Source organism: Burkholderia sp. Ac-20353 (genome assembly GCF_017104785.1).
Classification (GTDB): Bacteria; Pseudomonadota; Gammaproteobacteria; order Burkholderiales; family Burkholderiaceae; genus Burkholderia.
Genome location: NZ_JAAGPL010000002.1, coordinates 90,601 through 114,636, shown reverse-complemented (window position 1 = coordinate 114,636; position 24,036 = coordinate 90,601). Strand labels below are relative to the sequence as shown.

Here is a 24,036-nt window from a genome sequence, read left to right as displayed (position 1 = left end):
CTGTTCAGGTTCAAGAAGGGGACTGCATTTGCAAGCGGCCGTCAGCGCGCAACCGCTTGCAAGGATCCGGGCTTCGATCGGGAATGACCCGATTCAATCAATCACGAACGACGGACCGAATCGGCATCGCCATCGGGCTGCTTCACGCGTTGGGACGCACTTCGTCAAAATACTGAGGTGCTTCCCGACGATCGAACATGCCGTACTCCCGGACAATGCGGATATGCCGAACGCGCGTACCCTGCGGCAAGTTTGCGTCGCGTTCGAACGCTTCGGCAGCGGCCTGGTCGCGCCACGTCGCTACCACGATCACGTCTCCGGGCGTCAGCAGCGCGTCGAACGCGTCCCATGCGACAAGTCCGGGTGCTTCCTTGTCGAGTCCCAGCAATCCGGCGACTGCTTCCGCGCCTGCCTGCCTGGGCCAGTCCGGCGCGCACGTCGCATCGAGCAGCATGACCGCTGTGCCGGCACCTACCTCCGTGACGTCCAGACGCTGCTCCTGCAGGATCTGTCCTGCAGGCACGCACGTGTCCGTGACGACCTGACCGATGCGCAGGTGGTAGTCGGCAAATACACGATCGCGCGCCACTTGCTGCACGGTGTGGTGCTTCGTCGTCGTACGCCACCGCACGAGCGACTTCTCGTCGCGCCAGCTCGACAGCGACAGGAGCCATCCGTCGCGCGTCAGGCTTCCATAGCGGGTGTTGTCGACGAACCCATCGATCTTTTCGAGTTCAGGCCGAAGCATCTTGGCCATGCCGAGGTAGGCATCGAATTGTTCGGGTATCGGCTTTACTTCAAGCATTGCGGAAAACATGGCGGGCTCTCTCGTTCGGTTAGCTGTACGACGTGATATGGAAAATGCGCGGCGCCAGTGACGCGGACCGGTATTCCCGGGTGTCGCGGCCACGCGGTGACGGAATTCATTGTCGGAGATGGAGCGACTTTCCCAAAGCGCGGGGAAGTCAGGTTTTGGGCCAATGAGTGAGCGAAATTTGCCACGGCGACCAGGGATACCTTTGCAACCGACATGACCCGAAAGAGTCTTTTTCTGTCTGGCCGATACGGCAAGCCTCGCCAACGACGAGCGGCACAAAAGATCACTTCATGCCGGATCGAAATAGATCGATAGCGGCCATCCTGGGGCATTTTTGGGCCACTCGAAGATACGAATGGTCAGCATGCCGAACGCCACGCATACAATCGCGACGTGTGGATTCGGTCGATCAAGTCGGGAGTCGGAATGGACAAGTTGCGCGAGATGGAAGTCTTTGTAGCCGTCGTCGATCGAGGCAGCTTCACTGCCGCGTCGGAGAAGCTTGGACTGTCGACCGCCGCGGTTTCTCGGGCGGTCCATTCGCTGGAAGCCAGAATTGGCACGCAACTGCTAGCGCGCAGCACGCGCTCCGTCCGGGCGACGGATGCCGGCACCGCATACGCCGATGCCTGCCGCAAGGTGCTGGACGTGATTACGGACGCCGAGGTGAATATTGCCGCAGATCACCAGAACCCCGTGGGTACGTTGACTGTTTCGGCCCCGGTGCTGTTCGGCCAGCGATTCATTGCGCCGCTCGTGAATGCCTTCGTACTGCGTTACCCCGGTGTCAGCGTCAATGCCGTGTATGTCGACCGAACCACACGACTGCTCGAGGAGGGCGTCGATATCGCCGTCCGGATCGGCCACCTGGGAGATTCTTCGATATTCGCACTTCCGCTGGGCTTCGTACGGCAGCGAACGTACGCGGCGCCCGCCTATCTCGCCGCACATGGAGAACCCGATCATCCCCGAGACCTGATCCATCACGACTGTGTGTCATGCACGGGTGTCTCGCTTCCGCTCGAGTGGGTGTTCCACGACAACGGTTCGAGGGTGCCGGTCCGACTTCGGCCACGGATGATTGTCGACCTGGTTCCTGCTGCCGTTCTGGCCGCTGTCGACTGCGTCGGGATAACCCAGCTGTTGTCGTATCAGGCGGCTCCCGAGGTGCTCGACGGCAGGCTTCAGCCTGTTCTGACGGCATTCGAGCCCGAGCCAATCCCGGTGAACCTGCTTCACGTCGAGCGGCGAGGCGCCAGCGGCAAGGTACGGGCCTTTGTCGATTTCGTTACCGAGACGCTGCGCAACAACGCACAACTTCAAGGCGTGGACGCCACGGCAACGCGAAATTCCCGGTAGGCGGCAACCAGCGAATCGAGGTCGAACGCCCGGTTCAGGCCGCTTGGATTCGGCAAGACCCACGCGCGTGCACCGCCGAACGCATCGGGTTGCAGCCCCCACTGGATATCGCGCTTGCCAGACATTGCAGCAAGCGCGACTTTGCCAAGAAACGCGATGTACAGGGGCGCATAGTGTTCGATTTTCCGCTCGAATCCGGACGCGGCCGCTTCGATCTCCGACCGCGATAACTCGTCGGCCCGCGCCGTCGGACGCGAAACTGCCGTGGTGAGGCCGCAACCATATCGAAGCAGCGTGCAATCATCTTCGGGACGAATCTGTTCGGGAGAAAACCCCGCCAGGTGAACGACACGCCAGAACCGATTGCTTCCGTTCGCGAAGTGGTGGCCTCTCGATGCCGAACGAAGCCCAGGATTGATTCCGCAAAATATCACCGACAACCCGGGTTCGAGAACGTCAGGAAGAGGCTGAACCGAATCGGCGTGACTCACGGATACACAAGCCCTTGCGAACCGATCGGGTGGTCGGCCCCGACCTGGGCGCTCCGAGGTGAACCTGCCGCGCCCCTGAACCGTTGCCGGTATTGTTGCGGCGTAACATTGAGCCGCCGGGAGAACGTCATCCGCATGTGTGTGGCACTGTGAAAGCCGCATCGGTATGCGACGGTTTTGAGCGGCGCATCCGACGTTTCGAGCAACGTCCTCGCCGTGTCGACGCGAATCTGTTCGACAAACGCGGACGGCGTCACCTTTGCATGCTTCGCAAACAGCCTCGAGAAGGTCCGGCGGCTCACCGACACGGCGCTCGCGAGCTGCTCGATCGACAGCGTATCGGTGATGTGCTCGGTCACGTACTGATGGACTTTGCCGATGATCGGGTCCTCCTCCTTGCCTGCCGAGACGAACGGGCTGTACTGGGACTGCCCGCCATCGCGCTGGATGTAGACAACCAGTTGTTTCGCTATGCGTACCGCCATCTCGTGTCCCCAATCTTCCGACACGAACGACAGGCACAGATCAATGCCCGCCGTCACGCCGGCGGATGTGAACAAGCGCCCGTCACGGATGAAGATGCTGTCGGGTTGTACGCTTGCCAGCGGGAATTCATCGGCCAAGCGGGCTGCGACCGCCCAGTGGGTCGTCACTTCCTTGCCGTCGATCAGGCCGGCGTGGCCGAGCAGGAACGTTCCGTTGCAAACGGAGCCAAACCGCGTCGCGCCATGTGCCTGATGTTGCAGCCAATTCAGGACGTCGCACGATGGTCGAGAGTCGGGCAGCATCGGCCCCCCTGCGACCAACACCAGGTCATATTGAATGTCGAGCTCAGCAAAGCCGACCGGGACGGAAAGTTGCATCCCGTTCGAGCAGGTCACGGTGCCGGCCTGGCTTCCTACGAGGGAAACCTCATATCTCTGATGATCAGGAAGATATGTGTTGGCTTCCGCAAATACGTCGAGTGGGCCTGCGACATCCAACGCCTGCACACCATCGAAGATGACAATGGCGACTTTCATTCCTGACCTTCAGCAAGTAAGAGCACGCTCCCGTCGGCGCCATGCGTCGACGCCTTGTCGTCGCGTTTCGATTCGGCGTGACAGACCGCGGTAACGAGCGTTGCGCCAGCTTACCGCAACGGCCGTATTGCAGGGGCGCGCAGTCCGGTAATTGACTTTTGCGGCTCTGGAAGAAGGCTGACTGTAAGCAATGTCCGCATTCTTCGGCGTCGCCGGAAGCAGATTCCACTTCCGATCCCCGGGCCCTGGAGAGCCATTCTTTCGGCTTGTGCATTGCAGCACTCGCGACATTGGAGCCGGGCGGAAGGCGTGGCGATACCGGTGACGCGACGTGGCCCAAATCTCGCCGCAATTGGCCACGCACGGCTCCATGTACGTGTTTCCGCTGCGATGCCGGCTGGCTAGACTTCGTTTCAAAAACGCGAGCGGGAAGATTGCCCGGACATCACAGCAGAACCTGGCTGGAACTCGGGCTGGCCAGGATGACGGGCTACCGTCGCTCCACCTCCACCTCCACCTCCACCTCCACGTCACGGTCGAAGTCGAGACCCGGCACCCGGAAAGGACAGATTCATCATGTCGATTCAGGAACGTCAGACCTCTTTGTTGTTCGAGGGAAATGCCCGCCATGTCGAGGAGCAGTACGAACTTTATCTGGCCGACCCGGCGTCGGTCACGGACGAGTGGCGTGCCCCTTTCGATGCGGCAAGACAGTCGGCGTTTGTCTCGAGTGCGTTTGCGGAGTAATGCTCCATGCATGTTGCAATGATGCTGTACGCCGGGTTTCGGCTGCTCGAGGTGAGTGGTCCGATGGATGTGTTTCAGGAGGCAAACCGCCTGTGTGGCGAGATGTTCTACGAACAGCATCTCGTCGGGCCGGCGCCCGGGCCGGTCGTGTGTTCGAACGGGACCCCGGTGGGCACGACCGCGTGCCTGACGGACGCGCGCACGTCGTTCGACATCGTCGTGATACCCGGGTCCCCGGTCGCCGGTTCGCAGCGAGAGCATCGGGAGCTGGTGGATTGGCTCAATGAAACCGGACGCCGCGCACGAAAGCTCGCGACCGTGTCCAACGGTGCGCTTCTGCTCGCGCGTGCCGGTCTTGCCGATCATCGCTGGCTGACCACGCATCGGGGCGATGCGCGACGTCTCGCAAGCGAGCATCCATTGGTACACGTCGTAACCAGTCTGAATGGCCTGAAGGACGGGAACCTTTACTCGGCGGATGGGGTGGGCGCCGGTATCCATCTGGCCCTGGCCCTGGTCAAGGAGGATCTCGGCGAAAGCGTCGTCGAGCGCATCGCCAAAACGTTGTTGGTGCGGCGAGATTGAAGCAGGAAGCAAACCCGCCCGATCAACGACGCCCGCTTCTTCCAGGATGCCGGATCGATGGGCCGAACCGCGACGTCATGATCCGCCGTGGCGCGGATGATGCCCATTTTGGCCTGCAAGTGAGCTTCTTGGGCGCGCGGGCAGGGTCGATCGTTGGCAGAATGATTTTCACCCTTCTTTGCAATGCTGCCGGAAGCTCACTTGAGAAAGTGCTGGATGGACCGGGCCAGATACGGGGAACCCGTCGGAGCAATCGTCCACGAACCGGTGTCGAACATGCGCTGCTCTCGAGTTGGAAGGGAAGTCGTCCTTTGATCTTGGTTGCTGACGGTGTCAGCACCGGCTTTCATACGAGTCAGCCATGACCCAAAATCCACGCGTTACGTCGCAAGTTTTTCCGCAACCGAGTCACGTCGGCGAATTGATGTCCGGTGCCGACATCATCCTGCGAGTGCTCGCAGAACAGGGCGTCGATACGCTGTTCGGATACAGCGGCGGCGCGATCCTGCCCACGTATGACGCCGTGTTTCGTTTCAACAAAGGGTACAACGCAAACCCCGAGCGCCATATCAAGTTCGTCGTGCCGGCCAACGAACAGGCTGCGGGCTTCATGGCTGCCGGATACGCACGTGCCAGCGGAAAAGTCGGCGTATTCATGGTGACGTCCGGGCCGGGCGCGACAAATGCGGTGACCCCGATCGCCGACTGCAACGGGGATTCGGTTCCCGTCGTTTTGATATGCGGACAGGTGCCTCGCGCGATGGTCGGCACCGACGCGTTCCAGGAGGCACCCGTCTTCAACATCATGTCGGCGTGCGCAAAGCAGGTATTCCTGGTGACCGATCCGGCGAAACTGGAACAGACACTGCGAAGCGCATTCGAAATCGCTCGCACCGGTCGTCCGGGGCCGGTTGTCGTGGACGTGCCCAAGGACATCCAGAACTGGACGGGGCCCTATGTCGGACACGGTACCTTGCAGTTTCGCGGGTACTCGGATCGTCTTCGAATGGTGGCAAAGGGCGCTCGTCTCGACGAGGACAAGCGCGCCGAATTCTTCGATCTTCTCGCGCAGAGCAGGCGACCGCTGCTGTATGTGGGCGGTGGCATTGTCGCGGCGGGCGCGACCGCCGAGTTGCTGCAGTTTTCGAAGCGCTACAGGATTCCTGTCGTGACCACGCTCATGGGCCTGGGCGCGATACCGGCAAAACACGAACTGTGGCTTGGCATGCTGGGAATGCATGGTGCCGCCTGTGCAAACTATGCAGTCGAAGACTGCGACTTCCTGATCGCCGTGGGTGCCCGATTCGATGATCGGGTTGTCGGTAGCCGTCCTGACGGATTCGCGCCGGGCGCACGGCATGTGGCTCACATCGACATCGACGAGGCGGAGATCAACAAGGTCAAGCGAGCACAGTGGTCTCACGTCGGCAATGCGAAGGACGCGTTGCTGTCATTGATGACGCATGACCGGGTTGTGCAAACGCCGTCGGACTGGCTCGACCGGGTGGCGGAACTCAAGCGCCGCTACGGCATGAATTACGACCGGAACAACGCCGCGATTCAGCCGCAGTTCGTGATCGAGAAACTTAGCGAGATGACCGGCGGGCGCGCCATCATCACGACGGGTGTCGGCCAGCATCAGATGTGGGCCGCGCAGTATTTCGATTTCGTCGAGCCGCGCAGTTTTCTGACGTCGGGCAGCATGGGAACGATGGGCTTTGGGCTGCCCGCAGCGATCGGCGCCCAGTTGGCGCGGCCGGACGCGCTTGTGATCGACATCGACGGTGACGGCAGTATCCGGATGAATGTGGGCGAACTGGAAACGGCGAGTACGTATGGTGTTCCTGTGAAGGTGCTGCTCCTCAACAATCGCGGTGACGGGATGATCCGGCAGTGGCAGCGTCTTTTTTTTGATGGACGGATGTTCGTGAGCGACAAGGCGCTTCATCGCAAGGATTTTGTGATGGCGGCACGGGCCGACGGGTTTGAATTTGCTTGTCGCGTTGAAGCGATGAGCGAACTCGTGGACAGACTCAAGGCATTCATTGAATTTGACGGGCCAGCCTTTCTCGAAGTGATGATTGACCCGAACGCCGATGTGTTCCCGATGGTGGGTCCGGGTCAAAGCTACTCGATGATGGTCACGGGGCCCTTCATCCCGGCTCGGCCTGGCCAAGGAGGCGGAATTCACGACGCAGGGAGCCAGTACAGCGCCGACATGTTCTGACGATACTGCGTCCCGGCGCAGCGGCGCTTGATGCGGACGTGGGCGTGGAACTGAGCGATCAGCGCGATGCATTCCGTACTCCAGCACTCGCTTGCCCCCGTATTTTTGGCTTCTATCCCGATCCTGGTCGAACATCATGGTGATTGACACGAATCTGATTCATAAGGCCCTCGCGAACCCCTTACGGCGTGAAATCCTGGCGTGGCTGAAGACGCCGAATGAAGCGTTCGCGCGGGGGCCCATCGACTTTCGCCATGGCGTTCCATCGAATGCGATTCATGCGCGCAGTGGTCTATCGCAGTCGACCGTATCGGCACATGTCGCGACGTTGATCGATGCCGGACTTCTCGTTTCGACCCGAGTGGGTCAATGGACATTTGTGTCTCGGAACGAAGAGGTGATACGCGCGTTTGGCAAGCAGGTTTACTTGCACCTATGACAAGCGGTTGAGTCGATCGGGACATAGCGTGCGAACGGGCGTACAGGGTCCGGTGGAACTCGCCGGTGCGACGTGCCGGTTGCTACCGAACGAAATCGAAAGGCGGCTGGTGGATAATGGTGGGCTCCGGTCCGGTCGGGTAACCCGCTGTGTGCGTTCCGATCCGCCCAGCGTCGTGATGCGCGGTTGACCGACACACGACAGCAACCCCTGTGCCACTCCTGCAGCCCCCGAAAACATGAACCCGAGATTCAACGCGATTGCCATCGCCCTGACCGCCGCCGCCCTGTTCGGTGCCGCGACGCCTGTTGCCAAGGCGCTGCTCGGCGCGATGTCGCCGTTCATGGTGGCCGGGCTGTTCTACCTCGGGAGCGGGATCGGCCTCGGTATCGGCATCGTGGTTCGCCGGCTGCGCCGGCCGGCCACGCGAACCGCGGACGAGCATGCGCTGAAGCGATCGGAAATTCCGTGGCTGGCGGGCGCGATCGCCGCGGGCGGCGTCGCCGGGCCTGCGCTGCTGATGCTCGGCCTGGCGAGCACGCCGGCCGCGACGAGCGCGCTGCTGCTCAATCTCGAGGGCGTGCTGACGGCCGTGATCGCGTGGATGGTGTTCCGCGAGAATGTCGACGTGCAGGTATTCCTCGGCATGGTGGCGATCGTCGCGGGCGGCGTGTTGCTGTCGTGGGCGCCCGGCGAAGCGCGCGTGCCGACCGGCGCGCTGCTGATCGCCGGCGCGTGCCTGTGCTGGGCGATCGACAACAACCTCACGCGCAAGGTGTCGGCCAACGACGCGATGGTGATCGCGTGCCTGAAAGGCCTGTTTGCCGGCCCCGTCAACATCGCGATCGCGTTGCTCGCCGGCGCGGCGCTGCCGCCGGTGACGGCAACCGCTGCCGCGATGCTGACGGGACTCTGCGGCTACGGCATCAGCCTCGTGCTGTTCGTCGTCGCGCTGCGTCACCTCGGCACGGCGCGTACGGGCGCGTATTTTTCCGTTGCGCCGCTGTTTGGCGTTGCGCTGTCGCTGCTGATCTGGCCGGAGCTGCCGGCCGTCACGTTCTGGATCGCCGCGGCGTTGATGGCGCTCGGGATCTGGCTGCACGTGCGCGAGCGGCACGAGCACGAGCACACGCACGACGTGATCGAGCATGCGCATCGTCACCGTCACGACGAGCATCATCAGCACGAGCATGATTTCCAGTACGACGGTGTCGAACCGCATACGCATCCGCACGTGCATCTGCCGATCACGCATTCGCACGCACATTTCCCGGATATCCATCACCGCCATCGGCATTGAGCGGTCGCGGCTGAACGGGATGCAGCCGTTCGGACATCCAATGATCGGGCGCGCGGGGTTTCGACGGCTGGCCTAGCGGTTGCCGCGTCGATAGATCGCAATGCCGTTGGCGCTGATGTCGAATGCCATCAGATCCTCGCCGATGACCAACGGGCCGTCGTACGTTTCGCGTGTTTGCGCGACGATCTCATCGGTCGTCACGCTCGGCACAGTTGGCGAGCCGATCAACGAAAGGTGCGTATAGACAGCGAGCCTGGGGCGCGCACGGGTGAACACCACGCCGGCCTGTTGAGGCGTGACGTGGTGCGCGGCGATGCGCTGAATCGCGGGGCTTTTCATCAATTCCGGCTTGACGGCGAACACCTCGTGCACCAGCAGATCGGTGCCGGTGCCGTATTTCACGACGTTCTCGTTCATCTTCGTGTCGCCCGACACGAGAACGGCATGGCCTGCGTAGTCGATTCGGTATCCGTATGCAGGCTTGACTGCTTCGCCCTGATTGACCTCGACTGCGGTGACGCGAAGCCCGCCCCGTTCGTACACGACGCCGTCCTTCGAAAACTCGTCGACCTTGACCTCGACGCCTGCTCGCGAGAGCTTCTGGTCGGCCATCCGGATTCTGATGTCCGTCGCATACGCGCGCTCGAGATTCGCCATCAGCTCGGCGGCGCCGGTCGGCCCAATCACGTGGAACGGCCCGCTGCGCTGCCCGAACGGGGGCGGCAGCCACCCGGTAAGCCACAGGTCGGGAATGCCGACAGTGTGGTCGGAATGGTATTGGGTCAGAAAGAGCGCGTCGATCCTGCCGAGCGGGATGTTCAACTGACCGAGCCGCATCGTGACGCCACGCCCGGCGTCGATGAGTATTTTCTGGTTGCCGGCCTCGATCAGCGTGCTGACACTGAAACGATCGATCGTCGGATCGGGCGCGCCCGTCCCGAGCAACGTGACGCGCAAGACATCGGGACTCGCCGGATCCTGTGCCATTGCGGCGCTCGGGTATCCGGCAACAACACACAGAAATGCGCAGGCCTTCACCGCGATTCGCCAAAGTCGCTTCATGCGGGTCTCCTCAGTCGAGCCTGGCAACAGCTCACGCCTAGATTTCACGCAGTTGCCGATCAGTATAGTGCGGCGCTGCATCGCTGCGAGCGTCTTACCCCGGGTCGATCGAACGGCGGTGACGCTGGCAGGCGAACAGGGCAACGCTGTCATCTGATACGTTACGATCGCTTCCCGGAGATACGAGTCAATGGTGGAGTAACGGGTAAGCGACGAGTCCGATGAGAGCGGCCGCGGTCACGATCATCGGCTCCTGCATCGTCTTGACGCGCCACAGCAGCAGCACCGTTGCGATGGCGAGAAGTGCGGTCGGGATGTCGACGATCGACCGTTTCGCGATGACGAGGACCGAGCCGGCGATCGCGCCGACGGCCGCGGCGGTGATGCCGTCGACAAACGCCTTGACGCCCGGACGGTGGCCGTACTTCTTCACGTAAGGCGCCGGAATGACCGTGAACAGATAACAAGGCAGGAACGTGCCGAGCGCGGCAACGCACGCGCCGGGCAGGCCCGCTACGAGATACCCGATGAATCCGACCGTGATCACGACCGGACCCGGCGTGATCATCGCGACGGCGACAGCGTCGACGAACTGCTTGTCGTTCAGCCAGTGGTGCTCCGTCACGACGCCGCCGTAAAGGAACGGCACGATCGCGAGCCCGGAGCCGAACACGAATGCGCCGGCCTTCATGAAGAACGCGGCGATCTGAACGAGCAGCGGAAGATCGATGCCGCTCAGTAGTGCGCTGGCAGCCGGCAGATTGGCGGCGGCAACCGCATTCAGTCCGCCCTTGTGGAGCCACCTCGGCGGCGCGCGCCAAAGCCAGCCGATCAGGCCGGCGGCAACGAACAGCCAGGCTATTTCGGATTCCGTGATGAAGGTCACGGTTGCCAGCGTCAGAAAGATCGCCCAGAGCAGCTTGTCGCTGCCGACGGTTTTCGTCGTCAGCTTGTACGCGCTCATCGCAATGATGCCGACCACCGCGGCGCCAACGCCGTAGAAGACGGCCTGCATCCAGGACAGTCCGCCGAAATGCGCATAGGCGAACCCGAGCGCGAGCACCATCACGAACGACGGCAGCACGAACGCGAATCCCACGAGCGTTGCGCCGAGGATGCGGTAATGGACGAAGCCGAGATAGATCGCAAGCTGGGCTGCCATCGGCCCCGGTGCGAGTTGGGCCAGCGTGAGCCCTTCCTTGTAATCGGCTTCCGTGATCCAGCCGCGGCGCTCGACGAGATCGCGACGCATGTAGCCCGCGAGTGCGACCGGTCCGCCGAAACCGAACGTGCCGAGACGCAGCATGTATGCGACCAGTTCGGCCAGCGAATAGGTCGGTTCGGTCGCGGCGATGGCGGTGGTCATGATCGTGTCTCCGCGTCGTTCTATCCGTTCGACGCGAAATGCGCGTACAGCGCGTCGAGCACGGCGCCCATCTGCTCGAGCAGCTGATCGTCGTTTTCCGTGCGCTGGCGCGTGCGGGCCATCACGGCCTCGAAGCCGGCCGCTTCGGGCGCGGCGGGGCCGCCCACGTCGAGCGTGTGCACGATTTCGCCGAGCCGGATCAGCGCCGGGTCGCGATCGAGCCCGAAGCTGGCCAGCAGCACCTCGAATGTCACGTGCTCGCCGACGTGGGTAAATGTCGCGCCGTCGAAATCGAAGCCCAACGCATCGGCTGGGCACTCCGCCGGCGACGCCAGCCAGACGAAGCGGGCATGCCTGTCGATGAAGCGGCGGATCAGCCACGCGCTGGCGGCACGATCGACCCACATCCGCTGCCGTGTCGCCCACAGGCGGCCCTGATACTCGTCGATCGCAAGCAGCCGGACCACGCGATCCGCGGCGTGCGGTTCCCCTGGCGACAGCACGGTGTCGATCAGGGCGACGAAATCCTGCAATGCGACTTCGGCAAGGGTCGTCGCATCGCCCGGGAAATAGTCGATCGCCCGGACCGCGTCGAAATCCTTGTGCAGGCGGCGCAGCAGGCGCGCGAGTTCCGTGGCGGATTGTCCGGCGAGCGTCTTGCGCGCGTCGACGAGCGTTCGGGTGAAGGCGGCGTAGTCGTCGCCGCGGTCGAACAGTGCCCGGAATTCCTGCTCCTGTGACGCATCGAGGCTCGGCGCGCACAACAGGTGAGCGGTGCCGCCGCTTTCGGCGATCGCGTCCGCGAGCTCGCGCAGCACGCCTTCACGCTCTTCCGTGTACGGCAGCAGGTAAATGCCGTCGCGCAACACCGCGCAGCCCTTCGCCTTGAGCGCGCGCCAGAACCGCATGCGAGCCGTCGCGTTCTCCGTAGGCAGCGTCAGAACAAGAAGCAGCCAGGGCGAAATGGTGTTCATGTAGAGAATGCTACTTCCATGTTGACTACGCTACAAGTTTACTTTTCGAGGGCGTGCAGCGGGCGTGCGGGCGCAAGCCGGCAACCTCGGGGCCGGAGCGGAAGCCTTGCCTTTCATTTATGCAACATACCCCCACTCCCTATATGGAAAAGTCTTTCCTGATATAGTCCCCCCCGCTATATGAAGAGGGCACCATGAGTCACACCATCAAGGAAAAACAGAAGCTGCTGAATCGCGTCCGCCGCATCAAAGGGCAGGTCGAGGCGATCGAGCGGGCGCTGGAAGAGGAGCGCGGCTGCAACGAAATTCTCCAGCTCATCACGAGCGGCCGCGGTGCGATGAACGGCTTGCTGGCAGTCGTGCTCGAAGATCACATCCGATCCCACCTGGTCGACGCCGACGGTCACGACGCGCACGAAGGCAGCGCGACCGAGCAGTTGATCGAAGTCGTTCACAGCTATTTCAAGTAATCAGGAATCGAAATGAGCGAATTCAAGGACGCCGCCTTCGGTGCGGGACACGACCACATCTTTCTCGGTGCGGCCCACGAGCAGAACGAGCGAAAGACCTGGATGGTCATCGGGCTTTGCGCGGCGATGATGGTGGCCGAGATTGTCGGCGGGACGATTTTCGGTTCGCTGGCGCTTGTCGCGGACGGGCTGCACATGTCGACGCACGCGGGTGCAATGCTGATTGCCGCGCTGGCGTACACCTACGCGCGCAAGCACGCGAGTGACCCGCGATTCGTCTTCGGCACGGGAAAGCTCGGCGACCTGGCCGGTTTCACCAGCGCCATCGTGCTCGCGATGATTGCGCTGCTGATCGGATACGAAGCGGTCGCGCGTTTGCTCGCCCCCGTTCCTATCCATTTCGGCGAGGCGATTCCGATTGCGGTTGCCGGCTTGCTTGTCAACATCGCGAGCGTCTGGCTGCTGAGCGGCGATCACCATGGGCATAGTCATGGTCATAGCCACGGCCATCATCACGGTCATGCCCATGACGATCACGACCACGAAGAGGAAGTGCACAAGATCTTCGACCGGCAGGGCGTATTCCTCGTGTCGGTGTTCGAAGATGGTGTCCCGCCGGTGTTCCGCGTAGCGCCTGCGACGAACGACACGAAGCTCGGCAATGCGAACGCCGTGTCGGTGACGACGATCCGCCCGGACGGTACCCGCCAGGATTTCGCAATGGAAAGTCGCGGCGGCTATCTGGAGTCGATCGAGGATATTCCCGAGCCGCACCAATTCAAGGCCATCGTCCGCCTGAACGGCCACGAGCACGAACTCATGTTCGAGGAACACGATCACAGCGTGTCGACGTCGGCCGCACGGGATCACAACATCCGTTCCGCCTACATTCACGTAATTGCGGATGCGGCAGTTTCGGTTCTGACCATCATCGGGCTGCTGCTCGCGCGCGCGTTCGGCTGGATCTGGATGGATCCGCTGGCCGGCATCATCGGGGCGCTGGTGATTGCGAACTGGTCGTACGGCTTGATGCGCGATACGGGCGGCATCCTGCTCGACATGAATTCGGATCGTCGACTGGAGGACAACGTTCGTATCGCTATCGAAGGCGGCGGCGACAGCGTCAACGATCTGCACGTGTGGCGTCTCGGCCCGGGGCACATGAGCGCGGTCGTCTCCATCTCGACCGACGACACGAATCGGGATTCGCGCTTTTATCACGGTCTGCTTCAGCGCTTCAAGGATCTGTCGCACGTGACCGTCGAGGTCGTGCCGGTCGCCAGGGGGCACTGAGCATGGCGGTCAAATCGCCTTGCGTCGAAGTGTGCTCGTTCGACGGCAAGACAGGCTACTGCGTGGCCTGTTTTCGCACGCGGGATGAAGCGCGTGCGTGGAAGAAGATGACGGACCATCGGCGCCACCAGATCGTCAATGAACGTGCTCGCCGGCAGGCAAAGCTGGCCCGCGAAACGGCCGACTGACACCGACGCTGGCAAAGCGTTCGGGCACCCGGACACCGCAGATATCCGCGTCGCCTGACGCGTGAACTTGATGGCGAGTCGCCCACAATGCACTCAATACTCGCGTGTCGCGTTTGACGCGTCGGCGGCCGCGGTGGTGGCGGCGGCTTCCCCAACCAGCGTATCGACGAGCGCCGCAGCCGGCATTGCACGAATCGATCGAACGTTTGCGCCGGCCCAGTGCGCAGCGTAGCCGTCGTTCCCCTGCGCCACGGCTGCCGCATGGAGGTGCTTTCCGGCATCGTATGCAATCGGATAATCCGGCACGTCGGGCCGGTTCGGGTCGTCATCGAACCGCGTGAACCGATTTTCGATTGCGCGCGCGACGCGGCCTGAAATCGATCGCGTCAGCACCGTGCGCGCAAGCGGGGCGCTCACGGCCGCGCGATACGCGTCGCTGACTGCGGACTCCGGCGTATTGATGAATGCGGTGCCGAGTACGGCCGCCTGCGCGCCGCGCCGGATCATCCCGGCAATGTCGGCCCCGGTCATGATGCCGCCGGCGGCCAGCACCGGCAAACGGGATGCGGAAACAACCGTGTCGACGAGCGCGGCGGTCGACAGTCTCTCGTCCAGACCATCCGGATCAAACACGCCGCGGTGGCCGCCGGCCTCGATGCCCTGCGCAATCACGGCGTCGATACCGGCACGCTCGATCTCGACAACCTCGTCAACGGATGTCGCATTCGCGATCAGCGTAATGCCGGCGGCGCGCAACGCGTCGATTGCATCGGAGGATGGCAGGCCAAAATGGAAGCTGACCACGGGCGGTCGCTCGGCAAGCAGCAGTTCGAGCATCGCGTCCGCGTCGGCGAAGCTTGGATAGATCGCCTGCAACGCTGCCGGCGGTGCCGCATCGAACTGTTCGAAGTGCGGGCTCAGATAACGCAGCCACTCGGCCTCCCGATTCGCATCGGGCTGCGCGGTATGGTGTGCAAACACGTTGACGTTGAACGGCTTGTCGGTGCGCTGGCGAACCTCGCGGATCGACGATCTGGCCTTATCGACCGACATTGCGCCGACCGCAATCGAGCCCAGGCCCCCCGCGCTCGATACGGCGGCGGCAAGCGCCGGCGTGCCGACACCGGCCATGGGCGCGAGCACGATCGGGAAGGTGATTCCAAGCAGATCGAGCAAATTCGTGGAAAAAGCCGGATTCATCGCGGGTCTCCAGTCAGTGGGTTATGCCGATGCCGACGAGGCCGTGCGCGCCGCCTTCGCGATTCGCTTGCCGCGCTGCCTCAGGTAGAGGTTGTTGAGGATGAGCGCCGCACCTGTCAGTGCGGCTCCGGCGATCTGTGCATGATTCGGCACGACTCCCGTCATCGCGGAGACGATGAACGCGGTAATCGGCACGATATCCATGAACAGCACCCCGTTCATCGGACCGAGGATCCGATTGCCCGTGATCCAGCAGAGAATCGCTCCGAAGCCGGCCACGGGCCCCATATACGCGAGATGCGGCAGGATTGAACGCAGCGACGCGAGCGATGGCGCCGCGATCGCGTGCGAAGCAATCAGGATCAGATTGAGCGTGACGATCGTGGTCAACGCCAGCCATGTCGTGATGGTCGTGTATTTCAGCGCAGACCAGCGCGTGAAATGCGCGGCGCCGAACGTGTAGATGACCCAGCACAACGCGCCCAGCACGATCAGCGCGTTCGCCGCATAGTGCTGCGGTTCACGCAGCGCGGTGATCAGGTCTCCGCGCGTGATGACAAGCGACACGCCGGCAAACGACAGGATCACGAACAAGATGGAAAGCGGTGCGGGCGCGGTACGCTTCACCAGCGCGTTGAGCAGCAATCCCATCATCGGCTGCGTCGCCATCATGATGGACGCCGTGAGCGCCCCTTGATCGCCAGCCAACTGCTGGCCAAGAAAGACAAACGAGCCGAAGCCGCAGAACCCGATCGATCCGAGAAACCACGCGAGCAGAAACGATTCGCCGGCGGGCACAAGGCCGCTGCTTCCTTCGGTCAGCCACAGCAGGACCAGGAAGCCGACGCCGGCGATCAGATAGCGCAGCGATGTGAACGTAAAGGGATCGATATGGAGCAAGGCATCCGTCATGATCGGAAACATCGCGCCCATCAGTATCGTTGCGCCGACACAATAAGCGATACCTTTCCAGTACCGAGCAACCGACAGCGTCTGATTATGAGTGTTATTCATGACTGATCGTTCTCAAATTCGGTGAAGAAATCCGGCGTTCAGCCAACCCGTGTCTGCAACACGACTTGCGTTATGCCGGCGTTCTGATTCCATCTGACCGGAGTCAGGCTTGAACTATTTGGTACTGAATGGTCTCAAAATATTCAAAAAAATTTCAGGTCAGTGCGCGCATGGCCATATCGACGATCGACGCGAGGTCCGGCTCATTCAGATTGGTCTTGCCCAGTACCCGCATCCCCTGAATCAGGCAAAGCAGAAACCGGCCGACCTCTTCCGCGTCGAGGCTGCGGTCGAATTCGCCCGCCTGCTGGCCGCGCGCGACGGCGAGGCTGTATTGCGTCGCGATGCGTTGCAATGTGGATTCGATATGCGGACGCAGTTCGTCGTCCGTCGGCAACAGCTCGATTGCCGCATTCGTGATGAAACAACCGCGTCGGGCCGACAGATTTGCAGCGATCTTCGTGTAATGCAGGAGCGCTTCGCGGAGCGCCTGACCAGGCGGCAGATCCGCCGCGAGACGCTCCTTGAGGCGCGCCACTGCACCTTCTGCATATTGGTTGAACGCAGCGACAAGCAATCCATGTTTGTCCCCGAACGTCCTGTACAGGCTGCCGCGAAATACGCCCGTCGCGTCGCACAGCGCGTCGATCGACGTTGCATGGTAGCCCTGTTCCCAGAACACGCGCGCTGCCGCGTCGATCACATCGTCGACTTCGAATTCGCGCGGGCGCCCCCGGTCACGGGACGGAATGGAAGAACTCGGACTCATGGGGACGAATATTAGAACCGACCGTTCTCAAAATCAAGCACTCGATTTTGCCGCCGGAGGGGCAATCAGCGACGCATGCGCGGCGCCTGCCAGTTCGACCGCCGCGCGAAATCGACGAACGAGACCAGATATTCGAGCTCGCCGTCGGCTTCGCGTGTGCCGAGAAAGATCCGCTTTGCAATGCCGTTCTTGCCGAGCTTCACCGCCGTGATGGCCATTCTGTCTGCGTATTCTTCCGCGAGCCACCGCGGCAGCGCGGCAACGCCCCGGTTGTTCGCGACCATCTGCAGCATGAAGCACGGATGGCATTCCATGCCGATCCGCAGCGTGCCACGCTCGCCGTTCGCGTATTGCTTCATGCGCGCCTCGGCATGCTCGAATTGCGGCAGCAGCTGTTCCGCGAGCGTCAGCAGGTAGCGGCCCGCCTGCGTGAGCCGCAGGCTGCGGCCCTCGCGATCCCGGATCGGCGTGCCGAGCTGTTGCTCGAGCTTTTTCACGGTATGGCTCAGCGCCGACTGGGTCAGGAACAGCTCGCTTGCGGCGGCCGTCAGCGAGCCCTGCCGCTGGACTTCGCGAATGATCAGAAGATGGAAGCGTTCAAGCATCGGGATGATCCGGAATGGCCAACATGAAAAAAACTAATCGATAGATGAAATAATTACATTTTTAATCATGCATCGGAAATCCTATCATCTGCGCCAGACAGCTTTCGACTCATCACTGGATGGCCGCGCCCATGGTTACGACACACAATCTCGGTTTCCCGCGCATCGGCGCAAAACGTGAACTCAAGTTCGGTCTCGAACGCTACTGGAAAGGCGAATCGTCGCGCGATGAACTGCAGGCGCTCGGCGTGCAGCTGCGCGCGCGCCACTGGGACCACCAGAAGGATCTGGATCTCGCACCGGTCGGCGATTTCGCGTTCTACGACCAGGTGCTCGACATGAGCTTCACGCTCGGCAACCTGCCGAAGCGTGTGCAGGATTTCCACGGTGACCCGCTCGACAACTACTTCCGCGTCGCGCGCGGCCGCTCGGCGCAGTCGGCTGAAGAACACGCGGCATGCTGCGGCGGTGTCGCGGCGGGCGAAATGACGAAGTGGTTCGACACGAACTATCACTACATCGTGCCGGAATTCCACGCGGACACGAACTTCTCGCTCAACCCGTCGCGGCTGCTGCAGCAGCTCGCGGAAGCCCAGGCCCGCGGTGTGAACGCGAAGCCGGTGATCATCGGCCCGGTCACGTACCTGTGGCTCGGCAAGGCGAAGGACGATTCCGACCGCCTCGCGCTGCTGCCGAAGCTGTTGCCCGTCTATGGCGCGCTGCTGGACACGCTGACCGCGCAGGGCGTCGAATGGGTGCAGATCGACGAGCCGGCGCTCGTGACGGAACTCGACGCCGCATGGCAGGACGCGTTCCGGACTGCCTACGAGACGCTCGAAACGCGGCGGATCAAGCTGCTGCTTGCGACTTATTTCGGCGAGCTGAAGGACAACCTCGCGCTCACGCGTTCGCTGCGCGTCGACGGCCTGCATATCGACGCGATCAACGCACGCGGCGAAGTCGACGCGCTCGCTCGCGAACTGGGTGGCGATCAGGTGCTGTCGGTTGGCGCGATCAACGGCCGCAATATCTGGAAGACCGATCTGAGCGCCGCGCTCGACTGGCTCGAGCCGCTCGCGAAGCAGCTCGGCGAGCGCCTGTGGATCGCGCCGTCGTGCTCGTTGCTGCATGTGCCGGTCGATCTCGCGAGCGAGGAGAAGCTCGGCGAGGAAATCCGTTCCTGGCTCGCGTTCGCACTGCAGAAGCTCGACGAGCTGAAGGTGCTCGCCACCGCGCTGAACGAGGGGCGCGATGCCGTCGCCGACGCGCTCGCCGCGAATGCCGCCGCGATCCGCAGCCGACGCGAATCGCCGCGCGTGAACAACCCGGCCGTCAAGGCCGCGGTGGAACGCATCACGGCCGCGCTCGGCCAGCGGCAGAGCCCGTACGGCACGCGTGCGCCGAAGCAGTCGGCCCGGCTGAACCTGCCGGCATTCCCGACGACGACGATCGGGTCGTTCCCGCAAACGGTTGAAATCCGTCAGGCGCGCAGCCAGTTCAAGGCCGGCGCGCTCGACGAAGCCGGCTACCAGGGCGCGATGCGCGCGGAGATCGAGCGCAGCGTGCGCGAGCAGGAAGCGCTGGGCCTCGACGTGCTCGTGCACGGCGAAGCGGAACGCAACGACATGGTCGAGTACTTCGGCGAGCAACTCGACGGCTACGCGTTCAGCCAGTTCGGCTGGGTGCAGTCGTATGGTTCGCGCTGCGTGAAGCCGCCGATCCTGTTCGGCGACATCAGCCGCCCGAACGCGATGACGGTCGAATGGATCACGTATGCGCAGTCGCTCACGAACAAGCCGATGAAGGGGATGCTGACCGGCCCCGTGACGATCCTGAACTGGTCGTTCGTTCGCGACGACCAGCCGCGCTCGGTATCGTGCTACCAGCTCGCGCTCGCGATCCGTGAAGAAGTGCTCGACCTCGAGAAGGCCGGCGTGCGCGTGATCCAGATCGACGAGGCCGCGCTGCGCGAAGGGCTGCCGCTGCGCCGTGCGCAATGGAGCGAGTATCTGAAGTGGGCGGTCGAATCGTTCCGCATCACCGCGAACGGCGTGCAGGATGACACGCAGATCCACACGCACATGTGCTATTCGGAGTTCAACGACATCATCGCGTCGATCGCCGACATGGACGCCGACGTGATCACGATCGAGACGTCGCGCTCGGACATGGAATTGCTCGACGCGTTCGATAACTTCAAGTATCCGAACGAAATCGGGCCGGGCGTCTACGACATCCACTCGCCGAACATCCCGACGCTGGAGCACATCGTCGGCCTGATGAAGAAGGCGTCCGAGCGGATCCCGGCGGAACGCCTGTGGGTGAACCCGGACTGCGGCCTGAAGACCCGCCAGTGGGCGGAAGTGATTCCGGCGCTGACGAACATGGTGAGCGCGGCGAAGGCACTGCGCAGCCAGCTCGATTGAGCGTTTCCGTTCGGGGGCGGCCGTCGCGCACGGTGTGCCGGCTGCCGGTGTATCTCTGATCGCGCGGCGGGCACGCAGTGCCGCTACCCGCGATGCACGCGTGCACGATGGCGCTGTTTGAACGAGGACGAATACGATGACCACGCAAAGCAACGATGCGATCGGGCCGCTGCTGAACGCGCTCGAAGCTGACGACGAATCGTGCTGGCCGCTCTACGAGGAAGTCGGCCGAGTGGCGGTCGCGCAGTTGTTGAGCACGGATCGTCAGGCAATGATCGAGATCGTACGTGCGTGGATCGTCAGCAACGACGCGTTGGGGGCGCTTGCCGATGCGTATCCCGATGTGCGCCCTGATGAACCGGCGCACGCCGATGCCGAATTGCGTGCGCAGGCTGCCGACACGGCGCTGTTCGCACGGATCCGCCGTACGCTGTTCGGCGGCGACATCGCCCGTTGACGCGCGGGCAAACGCTGTGGTCTACGTAAAGCGCACCCGTGTTGCATGTCCGCGCTGGAGCAACGGTGCGTACTCGCGCAAATCCCGTGGCGCGATGTCGAACGCGCGCCGGAATGCACGCGTAAAGCTCGACGCATCGTTGAAACCCAACCCCGACGCAATGTCCTGTACCTCCATGTGCGGAAAGCGCACGAGTTCATCGGCCGCCATTCGCAGCCTGCGGCTGCGGATATAGGCGGCCAGACCACCTTCATGCTCAAAGATGCGATACACGCTGGCGCGCGAGAGATGCAGCGATGCCAGCACGCTGTCAGGCGACAATTCCGGATCGTGCAGATGAGTCTCGACATGCCGCCGCACTTGTCCGTAGACAGCGGCACGGACCGCCGCGCGACCGTTGCCGGAAAGACCCGCTTGACGGCTGAAAGCGGCGACGACCAGTTCTACCGCAGTGACAAAGGACTGGTGCGCTTCCTCCTTGCTCAGCCCGACGATTTGTCGATTCAGCGCCACCAGATGCTCGATCAGCAAGCGCGTCAAAGGAGTGGTCGCATGAAGCGAGCGGCCATGCAGTGACGCTGCATCAGGGAGCGACCTTTCCACGAGCGCGCGCGGCACGAACAGGAGCAGTATCCGACCATGAAAGCTCCGGATCGTGCACGGTTGATCCATGTCCAGCGCGAGGATGCTTGGCACTTGCGGTATCGGCGGTGCGTCGGGACGCGGATTGCCGCCTACGAACAGCCCCGGTTGCCCTTCAAGGAACACGCTGAAGCTGATGTCGCGAATGCTCTCGGTCGAAACCCGGCCCAGCGACCGCACGGCCAGGTTCGGAGCGGTGCGGAAGTCGAAAAGACTCAGATTGTCGATCGTGTATCGGGACAGCGATGCGTCGAAGGTATCCTCGGCGTGCTTCGACGAAGGCTGAATGTCATAGACGGGACTCATGCGCTCCTGCCAGGCCAGGAAGCTTCGACGGGCGTCGCCCTGAACGCTGAAATTGCTGTGCGCGATGCCGGGCGCAAGCATCGGCGGCTCCGCCGGCAACAACAAGCGACCTGACGGTGCAGCCGTGTGACCGCTTGTACCAGGCAATATGAGACTTGTGTCGGTCCGCATCAGAGTTGCTGCCCCGGAAACCAGTCCTTGTACGTCCGAACCTCCTGCGGCGCGAAACCATAAGCCCGTCGAAAGGCGCGCGTAAAGTCCGACGCGGATTTGAAGCCGACGGAATAGGCGATCTCCGCGACCGGAAGGTTCGGCAAACGAACGAGATCGTCCGCCGCCGCGCGCAGCCGAAGATGCCGAATGTAGGCGTCTAGCCCGCCTTCATGTTGAAACATCCGGTATACGGTCGCCCGCGAAAGCGCCAGCGATTCGACCACATGCTCCGGAGAGAGATCGATCTCGGCCAGATTGGCCCGCACGAAGCGGCGTGCCGCGTCGAACGCAATCGCGCGGGCGATCGCGGGTTTGCTCCCGCGCAACCCGGCCTGTTCTCCGAATGCGTCGGCGACCAGTCGAACGATTTCAGTGATGCACCGATAGGCGTCATCGAACGACAGATAATCGATGCTCGTGGAGAGCGCCGTCGCGCGCTGCCTGACCAGCTGCACAGCCGGCTCGTTTGCGCCGAGGACACGCCCGTGTAAAGCGCTGGGGTCTGGAAATACCTGCTGCAATGCCGTACGGGGCACAAACAGCGTCACGTGCCGGCACGCACGTCGCAACACGTGCAGAGGCTGATCGAAATCGACCGCGAGGATGCCGACGTCGAGTGGGGCGTCCGCGCGCTTTCCCGGGCGGGTAACGAGCGTCGCGGCGTCGCCGTCCGTCACGATATGGAAGGCAATGGCACGCGCGTTGTCCTGCGAGATCCGGCCGATCGTGCGCTCGAGGGTCAACTCGTCGGTGTACGCGACGGCGAAGAGAAATTCCCCGAGCCAATACGTGTCGATCGCCCCGCGAAAAGGCCGCTCGATTTGCGCACGCGTCGGCACGACATCCATGACCTGACCGATACGCTCGCGCCATTCCAAAAATTGTCGGTGCACAGGTTCCGTCTGCACATCGAAAGGAACGTGAACGATCCCGCTCCGGGACTCCGGGCTTGCGCTGAGATGGCTTCGGCCATGCCGCATGCGGACACCTTGAAAAGGTCGGGGGAGAAGCGATTTTACCGGGAAATGTGGCAAGAAAATTAAGGCGAGATCGGGGCCGAGCTGGTCAATCGGCAACGCATGCGGCAGAGGTGCAGGCGTTCAGAAGATGCTGGCCTTTTCTCTCCGGGCATTGATACAGCATCCAGGCTTTCTGCGAAAACGTTTGCCGTCAGGATGTTGTAGTGTTTCTGTTTGCGACAGGCGTTGCTCCGGAGATCCGGGTTGCCAATGAATGACGGGAACGCAGTTGATTGCAGCCGTTCGGGGCTAGCGGATGACTATGTTTAGCCGAACCCGGGTCGACTACGAAGATCGTGTCGAATTTGCATGGTCGTGCGTGATCGTCGAAACACATCGTGATGGCGGCCCGCCATTTCGTCACGATCGTCGAGAGGCGGGACACACCCCGATCATCACATCAAAGGGGACCTGTACCAGGCATGAAACGTTTTGAGGATGCCGGCACGTCCGGACGTTCGGACGACCATACCCGGAGTGCACCGACACATGTTTTTGAAAGCGCTCCATTCGCTTTTTGTTGGAGGAAATGTGATTGAGCAAAACGTTTTCATGTTGGCTCAAATTCAAATTCATAGTTTTCCTATTTGAATGACGTCATATGTAACATGAAATTAGTTCAAATTTTTTGGAGGGGTGAGCGTAAATTCGTCCTATCAAACCGTGGAATTGTTCTCGAATAGCATATTCGTGGTGGTCGATTTCATAAATTGTTTTTCTGGCCGGAAGCAATGGGTCGTATCGATCATTTTCATCGTGTATGTTTCGTGTTTGAAACGTCTTGGGATCCTCGTCAATTGGCTGCCAGTGCAATCGAAACTTGAGAAAGAAGGGCTCGACGAAGCAAGGCATGTATCACGCATGTAGCGTTTTGTCATGTTGCGAATTCCCCGCGTGGCTATCAGGTGAATTTTGCAAATCAAAACAATGAGTAATCGTGAGTGGTCCATATTTCGCTAACAGTGCGATGCCGAATCACATGCGTCGGTTACGGCTGGCGTCATTGCAACTGCCATGCACCGACGATGAGCCAAGCAACCAGTCA

Annotated in this window: 23 protein-coding genes; 11 read left to right on the top strand and 12 right to left on the bottom strand. The window is 62.0% G+C overall.

Annotated elements, in window-relative coordinates; all coding sequences use genetic code 11:
* Nucleotides 1–142: 142 nt before the first annotated feature.
* Nucleotides 143–817, bottom strand: a complete 675-nt coding sequence (locus tag G3N94_RS00585; protein ID WP_205789953.1) for an antibiotic biosynthesis monooxygenase — start codon at nucleotides 815–817, stop codon at nucleotides 143–145.
* 426 nt (nucleotides 818–1,243) lie between these two features.
* Between G3N94_RS00585 and G3N94_RS00580 the strand changes: the two genes are divergently transcribed.
* A complete protein-coding gene (locus G3N94_RS00580) occupies nucleotides 1,244–2,176 on the top strand; it encodes a LysR family transcriptional regulator (protein WP_205789778.1) in 933 nt (310 codons plus the stop codon).
* On the opposite strand, the gene mug is transcribed toward G3N94_RS00580, so the two are convergent.
* Together mug and G3N94_RS00570 are read right to left on the bottom strand one after the other, a co-directional pair.
* Entirely contained in the window at nucleotides 2,137–2,667 is a 531-nt protein-coding gene (gene mug, locus G3N94_RS00575) for a G/U mismatch-specific DNA glycosylase (protein WP_205789973.1), read from the bottom strand. The genes G3N94_RS00580 and mug overlap by 40 nt on opposite strands.
* Nucleotides 2,664–3,689, bottom strand: coding sequence for a GlxA family transcriptional regulator (locus tag G3N94_RS00570; protein WP_205789776.1), 1,026 nt, complete (start codon nucleotides 3,687–3,689; stop codon nucleotides 2,664–2,666). Before G3N94_RS00570 ends, mug begins: the two co-directional genes overlap by 4 nt.
* A gap of 576 nt (nucleotides 3,690–4,265) precedes the next feature.
* Here G3N94_RS00570 and G3N94_RS00565 point away from each other — a divergent pair.
* From G3N94_RS00565 to G3N94_RS00545, 5 genes are all read left to right on the top strand, one after another.
* Entirely contained in the window at nucleotides 4,266–4,436 is a 171-nt protein-coding gene (locus tag G3N94_RS00565) for a hypothetical protein (protein WP_205789774.1), read from the top strand.
* 6 nt (nucleotides 4,437–4,442) lie between these two features.
* Nucleotides 4,443–5,021: a DJ-1/PfpI family protein gene (locus G3N94_RS00560; RefSeq protein WP_205789769.1), complete on the top strand. Its 579-nt coding sequence runs from the start codon at nucleotides 4,443–4,445 to the stop codon at nucleotides 5,019–5,021.
* Nucleotides 5,022–5,382: 361 nt separating this feature from the next.
* Nucleotides 5,383–7,248, top strand: a complete 1,866-nt coding sequence (gene ilvB, locus G3N94_RS00555) for a biosynthetic-type acetolactate synthase large subunit (protein WP_205789765.1) — start codon at nucleotides 5,383–5,385, stop codon at nucleotides 7,246–7,248.
* Nucleotides 7,249–7,384: 136 nt separating this feature from the next.
* Entirely contained in the window at nucleotides 7,385–7,687 is a 303-nt protein-coding gene (locus G3N94_RS00550; protein ID WP_205789756.1) for a helix-turn-helix transcriptional regulator, read from the top strand.
* A 238-nt stretch (nucleotides 7,688–7,925) separates the two neighbouring features.
* Nucleotides 7,926–8,987 (top strand): DMT family transporter, encoded by a 1,062-nt coding sequence (locus tag G3N94_RS00545; RefSeq protein ID WP_205789754.1) that lies wholly within the window; start codon nucleotides 7,926–7,928, stop codon nucleotides 8,985–8,987.
* Nucleotides 8,988–9,059: 72 nt separating this feature from the next.
* Here the strand turns inward: G3N94_RS00545 and G3N94_RS00540 are convergent, their stop codons facing one another.
* The 3 genes from G3N94_RS00540 to G3N94_RS00530 all read right to left on the bottom strand — a co-directional run bounded on the left by G3N94_RS00540 (nucleotide 9,060) and on the right by G3N94_RS00530 (nucleotide 12,389).
* Nucleotides 9,060–10,049, bottom strand: a complete 990-nt coding sequence (locus G3N94_RS00540; protein WP_241021456.1) for an MBL fold metallo-hydrolase — start codon at nucleotides 10,047–10,049, stop codon at nucleotides 9,060–9,062.
* Nucleotides 10,050–10,236: 187 nt separating this feature from the next.
* On the bottom strand, nucleotides 10,237–11,415 hold the full coding sequence (locus tag G3N94_RS00535; RefSeq protein WP_205789752.1) for a chromate transporter: 1,179 nt from the start codon (nucleotides 11,413–11,415) through the stop codon (nucleotides 10,237–10,239).
* A 20-nt stretch (nucleotides 11,416–11,435) separates the two neighbouring features.
* Nucleotides 11,436–12,389 carry a chromate resistance protein ChrB domain-containing protein gene (locus G3N94_RS00530; RefSeq protein ID WP_205789750.1) on the bottom strand — a complete coding sequence of 318 codons (954 nt, stop codon included), beginning with the start codon at nucleotides 12,387–12,389 and terminating at the stop codon, nucleotides 11,436–11,438.
* A gap of 194 nt (nucleotides 12,390–12,583) precedes the next feature.
* On the opposite strand from G3N94_RS00530, the gene G3N94_RS00525 reads away from it, so the two are divergent.
* The 3 genes from G3N94_RS00525 to G3N94_RS00515 are packed head-to-tail and all read left to right on the top strand — an operon-like array spanning nucleotide 12,584 to nucleotide 14,340.
* On the top strand, nucleotides 12,584–12,859 hold the full coding sequence (locus G3N94_RS00525) for a metal/formaldehyde-sensitive transcriptional repressor (protein ID WP_205789748.1): 276 nt from the start codon (nucleotides 12,584–12,586) through the stop codon (nucleotides 12,857–12,859).
* A 12-nt stretch (nucleotides 12,860–12,871) separates the two neighbouring features.
* Complete coding sequence (gene dmeF, locus G3N94_RS00520; RefSeq protein WP_205789746.1) at nucleotides 12,872–14,152, top strand: CDF family Co(II)/Ni(II) efflux transporter DmeF; 1,281 nt, start codon at nucleotides 12,872–12,874, stop codon at nucleotides 14,150–14,152.
* 2 nt (nucleotides 14,153–14,154) lie between these two features.
* The gene (locus tag G3N94_RS00515; RefSeq protein WP_205789737.1) at nucleotides 14,155–14,340 is read left to right on the top strand and encodes a DUF1289 domain-containing protein; all 186 of its coding nucleotides are present in this window, start codon (nucleotides 14,155–14,157) and stop codon (nucleotides 14,338–14,340) included.
* Between the two features lie 93 nt (nucleotides 14,341–14,433).
* Here G3N94_RS00515 and G3N94_RS00510 read toward each other — a convergent pair whose 3' ends face one another.
* The 4 genes from G3N94_RS00510 to G3N94_RS00495 form a co-directional block, all read right to left on the bottom strand.
* A complete protein-coding gene (locus G3N94_RS00510; protein ID WP_205789735.1) occupies nucleotides 14,434–15,540 on the bottom strand; it encodes a nitronate monooxygenase in 1,107 nt (368 codons plus the stop codon).
* A 21-nt stretch (nucleotides 15,541–15,561) separates the two neighbouring features.
* Entirely contained in the window at nucleotides 15,562–16,554 is a 993-nt protein-coding gene (locus tag G3N94_RS00505; protein WP_205789733.1) for a DMT family transporter, read from the bottom strand.
* Between the two features lie 154 nt (nucleotides 16,555–16,708).
* Complete coding sequence (locus G3N94_RS00500) at nucleotides 16,709–17,323, bottom strand: TetR/AcrR family transcriptional regulator (protein WP_205789731.1); 615 nt, start codon at nucleotides 17,321–17,323, stop codon at nucleotides 16,709–16,711.
* Nucleotides 17,324–17,388: 65 nt separating this feature from the next.
* The gene (locus G3N94_RS00495; protein WP_205789729.1) at nucleotides 17,389–17,928 is read right to left on the bottom strand and encodes a LysR family transcriptional regulator; all 540 of its coding nucleotides are present in this window, start codon (nucleotides 17,926–17,928) and stop codon (nucleotides 17,389–17,391) included.
* 131 nt (nucleotides 17,929–18,059) lie between these two features.
* On the opposite strand from G3N94_RS00495, the gene metE reads away from it, so the two are divergent.
* Entirely contained in the window at nucleotides 18,060–20,354 is a 2,295-nt protein-coding gene (metE, locus tag G3N94_RS00490) for a 5-methyltetrahydropteroyltriglutamate--homocysteine S-methyltransferase (protein ID WP_205789720.1), read from the top strand.
* 136 nt (nucleotides 20,355–20,490) lie between these two features.
* Nucleotides 20,491–20,811, top strand: a complete 321-nt coding sequence (locus tag G3N94_RS00485; RefSeq protein ID WP_205789714.1) for a hypothetical protein — start codon at nucleotides 20,491–20,493, stop codon at nucleotides 20,809–20,811.
* A 21-nt stretch (nucleotides 20,812–20,832) separates the two neighbouring features.
* On the opposite strand, the gene G3N94_RS00480 is transcribed toward G3N94_RS00485, so the two are convergent.
* Together G3N94_RS00480 and G3N94_RS00475 are read right to left on the bottom strand one after the other, a co-directional pair.
* The gene (locus G3N94_RS00480; RefSeq protein WP_205789707.1) at nucleotides 20,833–21,840 is read right to left on the bottom strand and encodes a helix-turn-helix domain-containing protein; all 1,008 of its coding nucleotides are present in this window, start codon (nucleotides 21,838–21,840) and stop codon (nucleotides 20,833–20,835) included.
* Nucleotides 21,841–21,929: 89 nt separating this feature from the next.
* Nucleotides 21,930–22,865 carry a helix-turn-helix transcriptional regulator gene (locus G3N94_RS00475; RefSeq protein ID WP_346778621.1) on the bottom strand — a complete coding sequence of 312 codons (936 nt, stop codon included), beginning with the start codon at nucleotides 22,863–22,865 and terminating at the stop codon, nucleotides 21,930–21,932.
* Nucleotides 22,866–24,036: the final 1,171 nt, after the last annotated feature.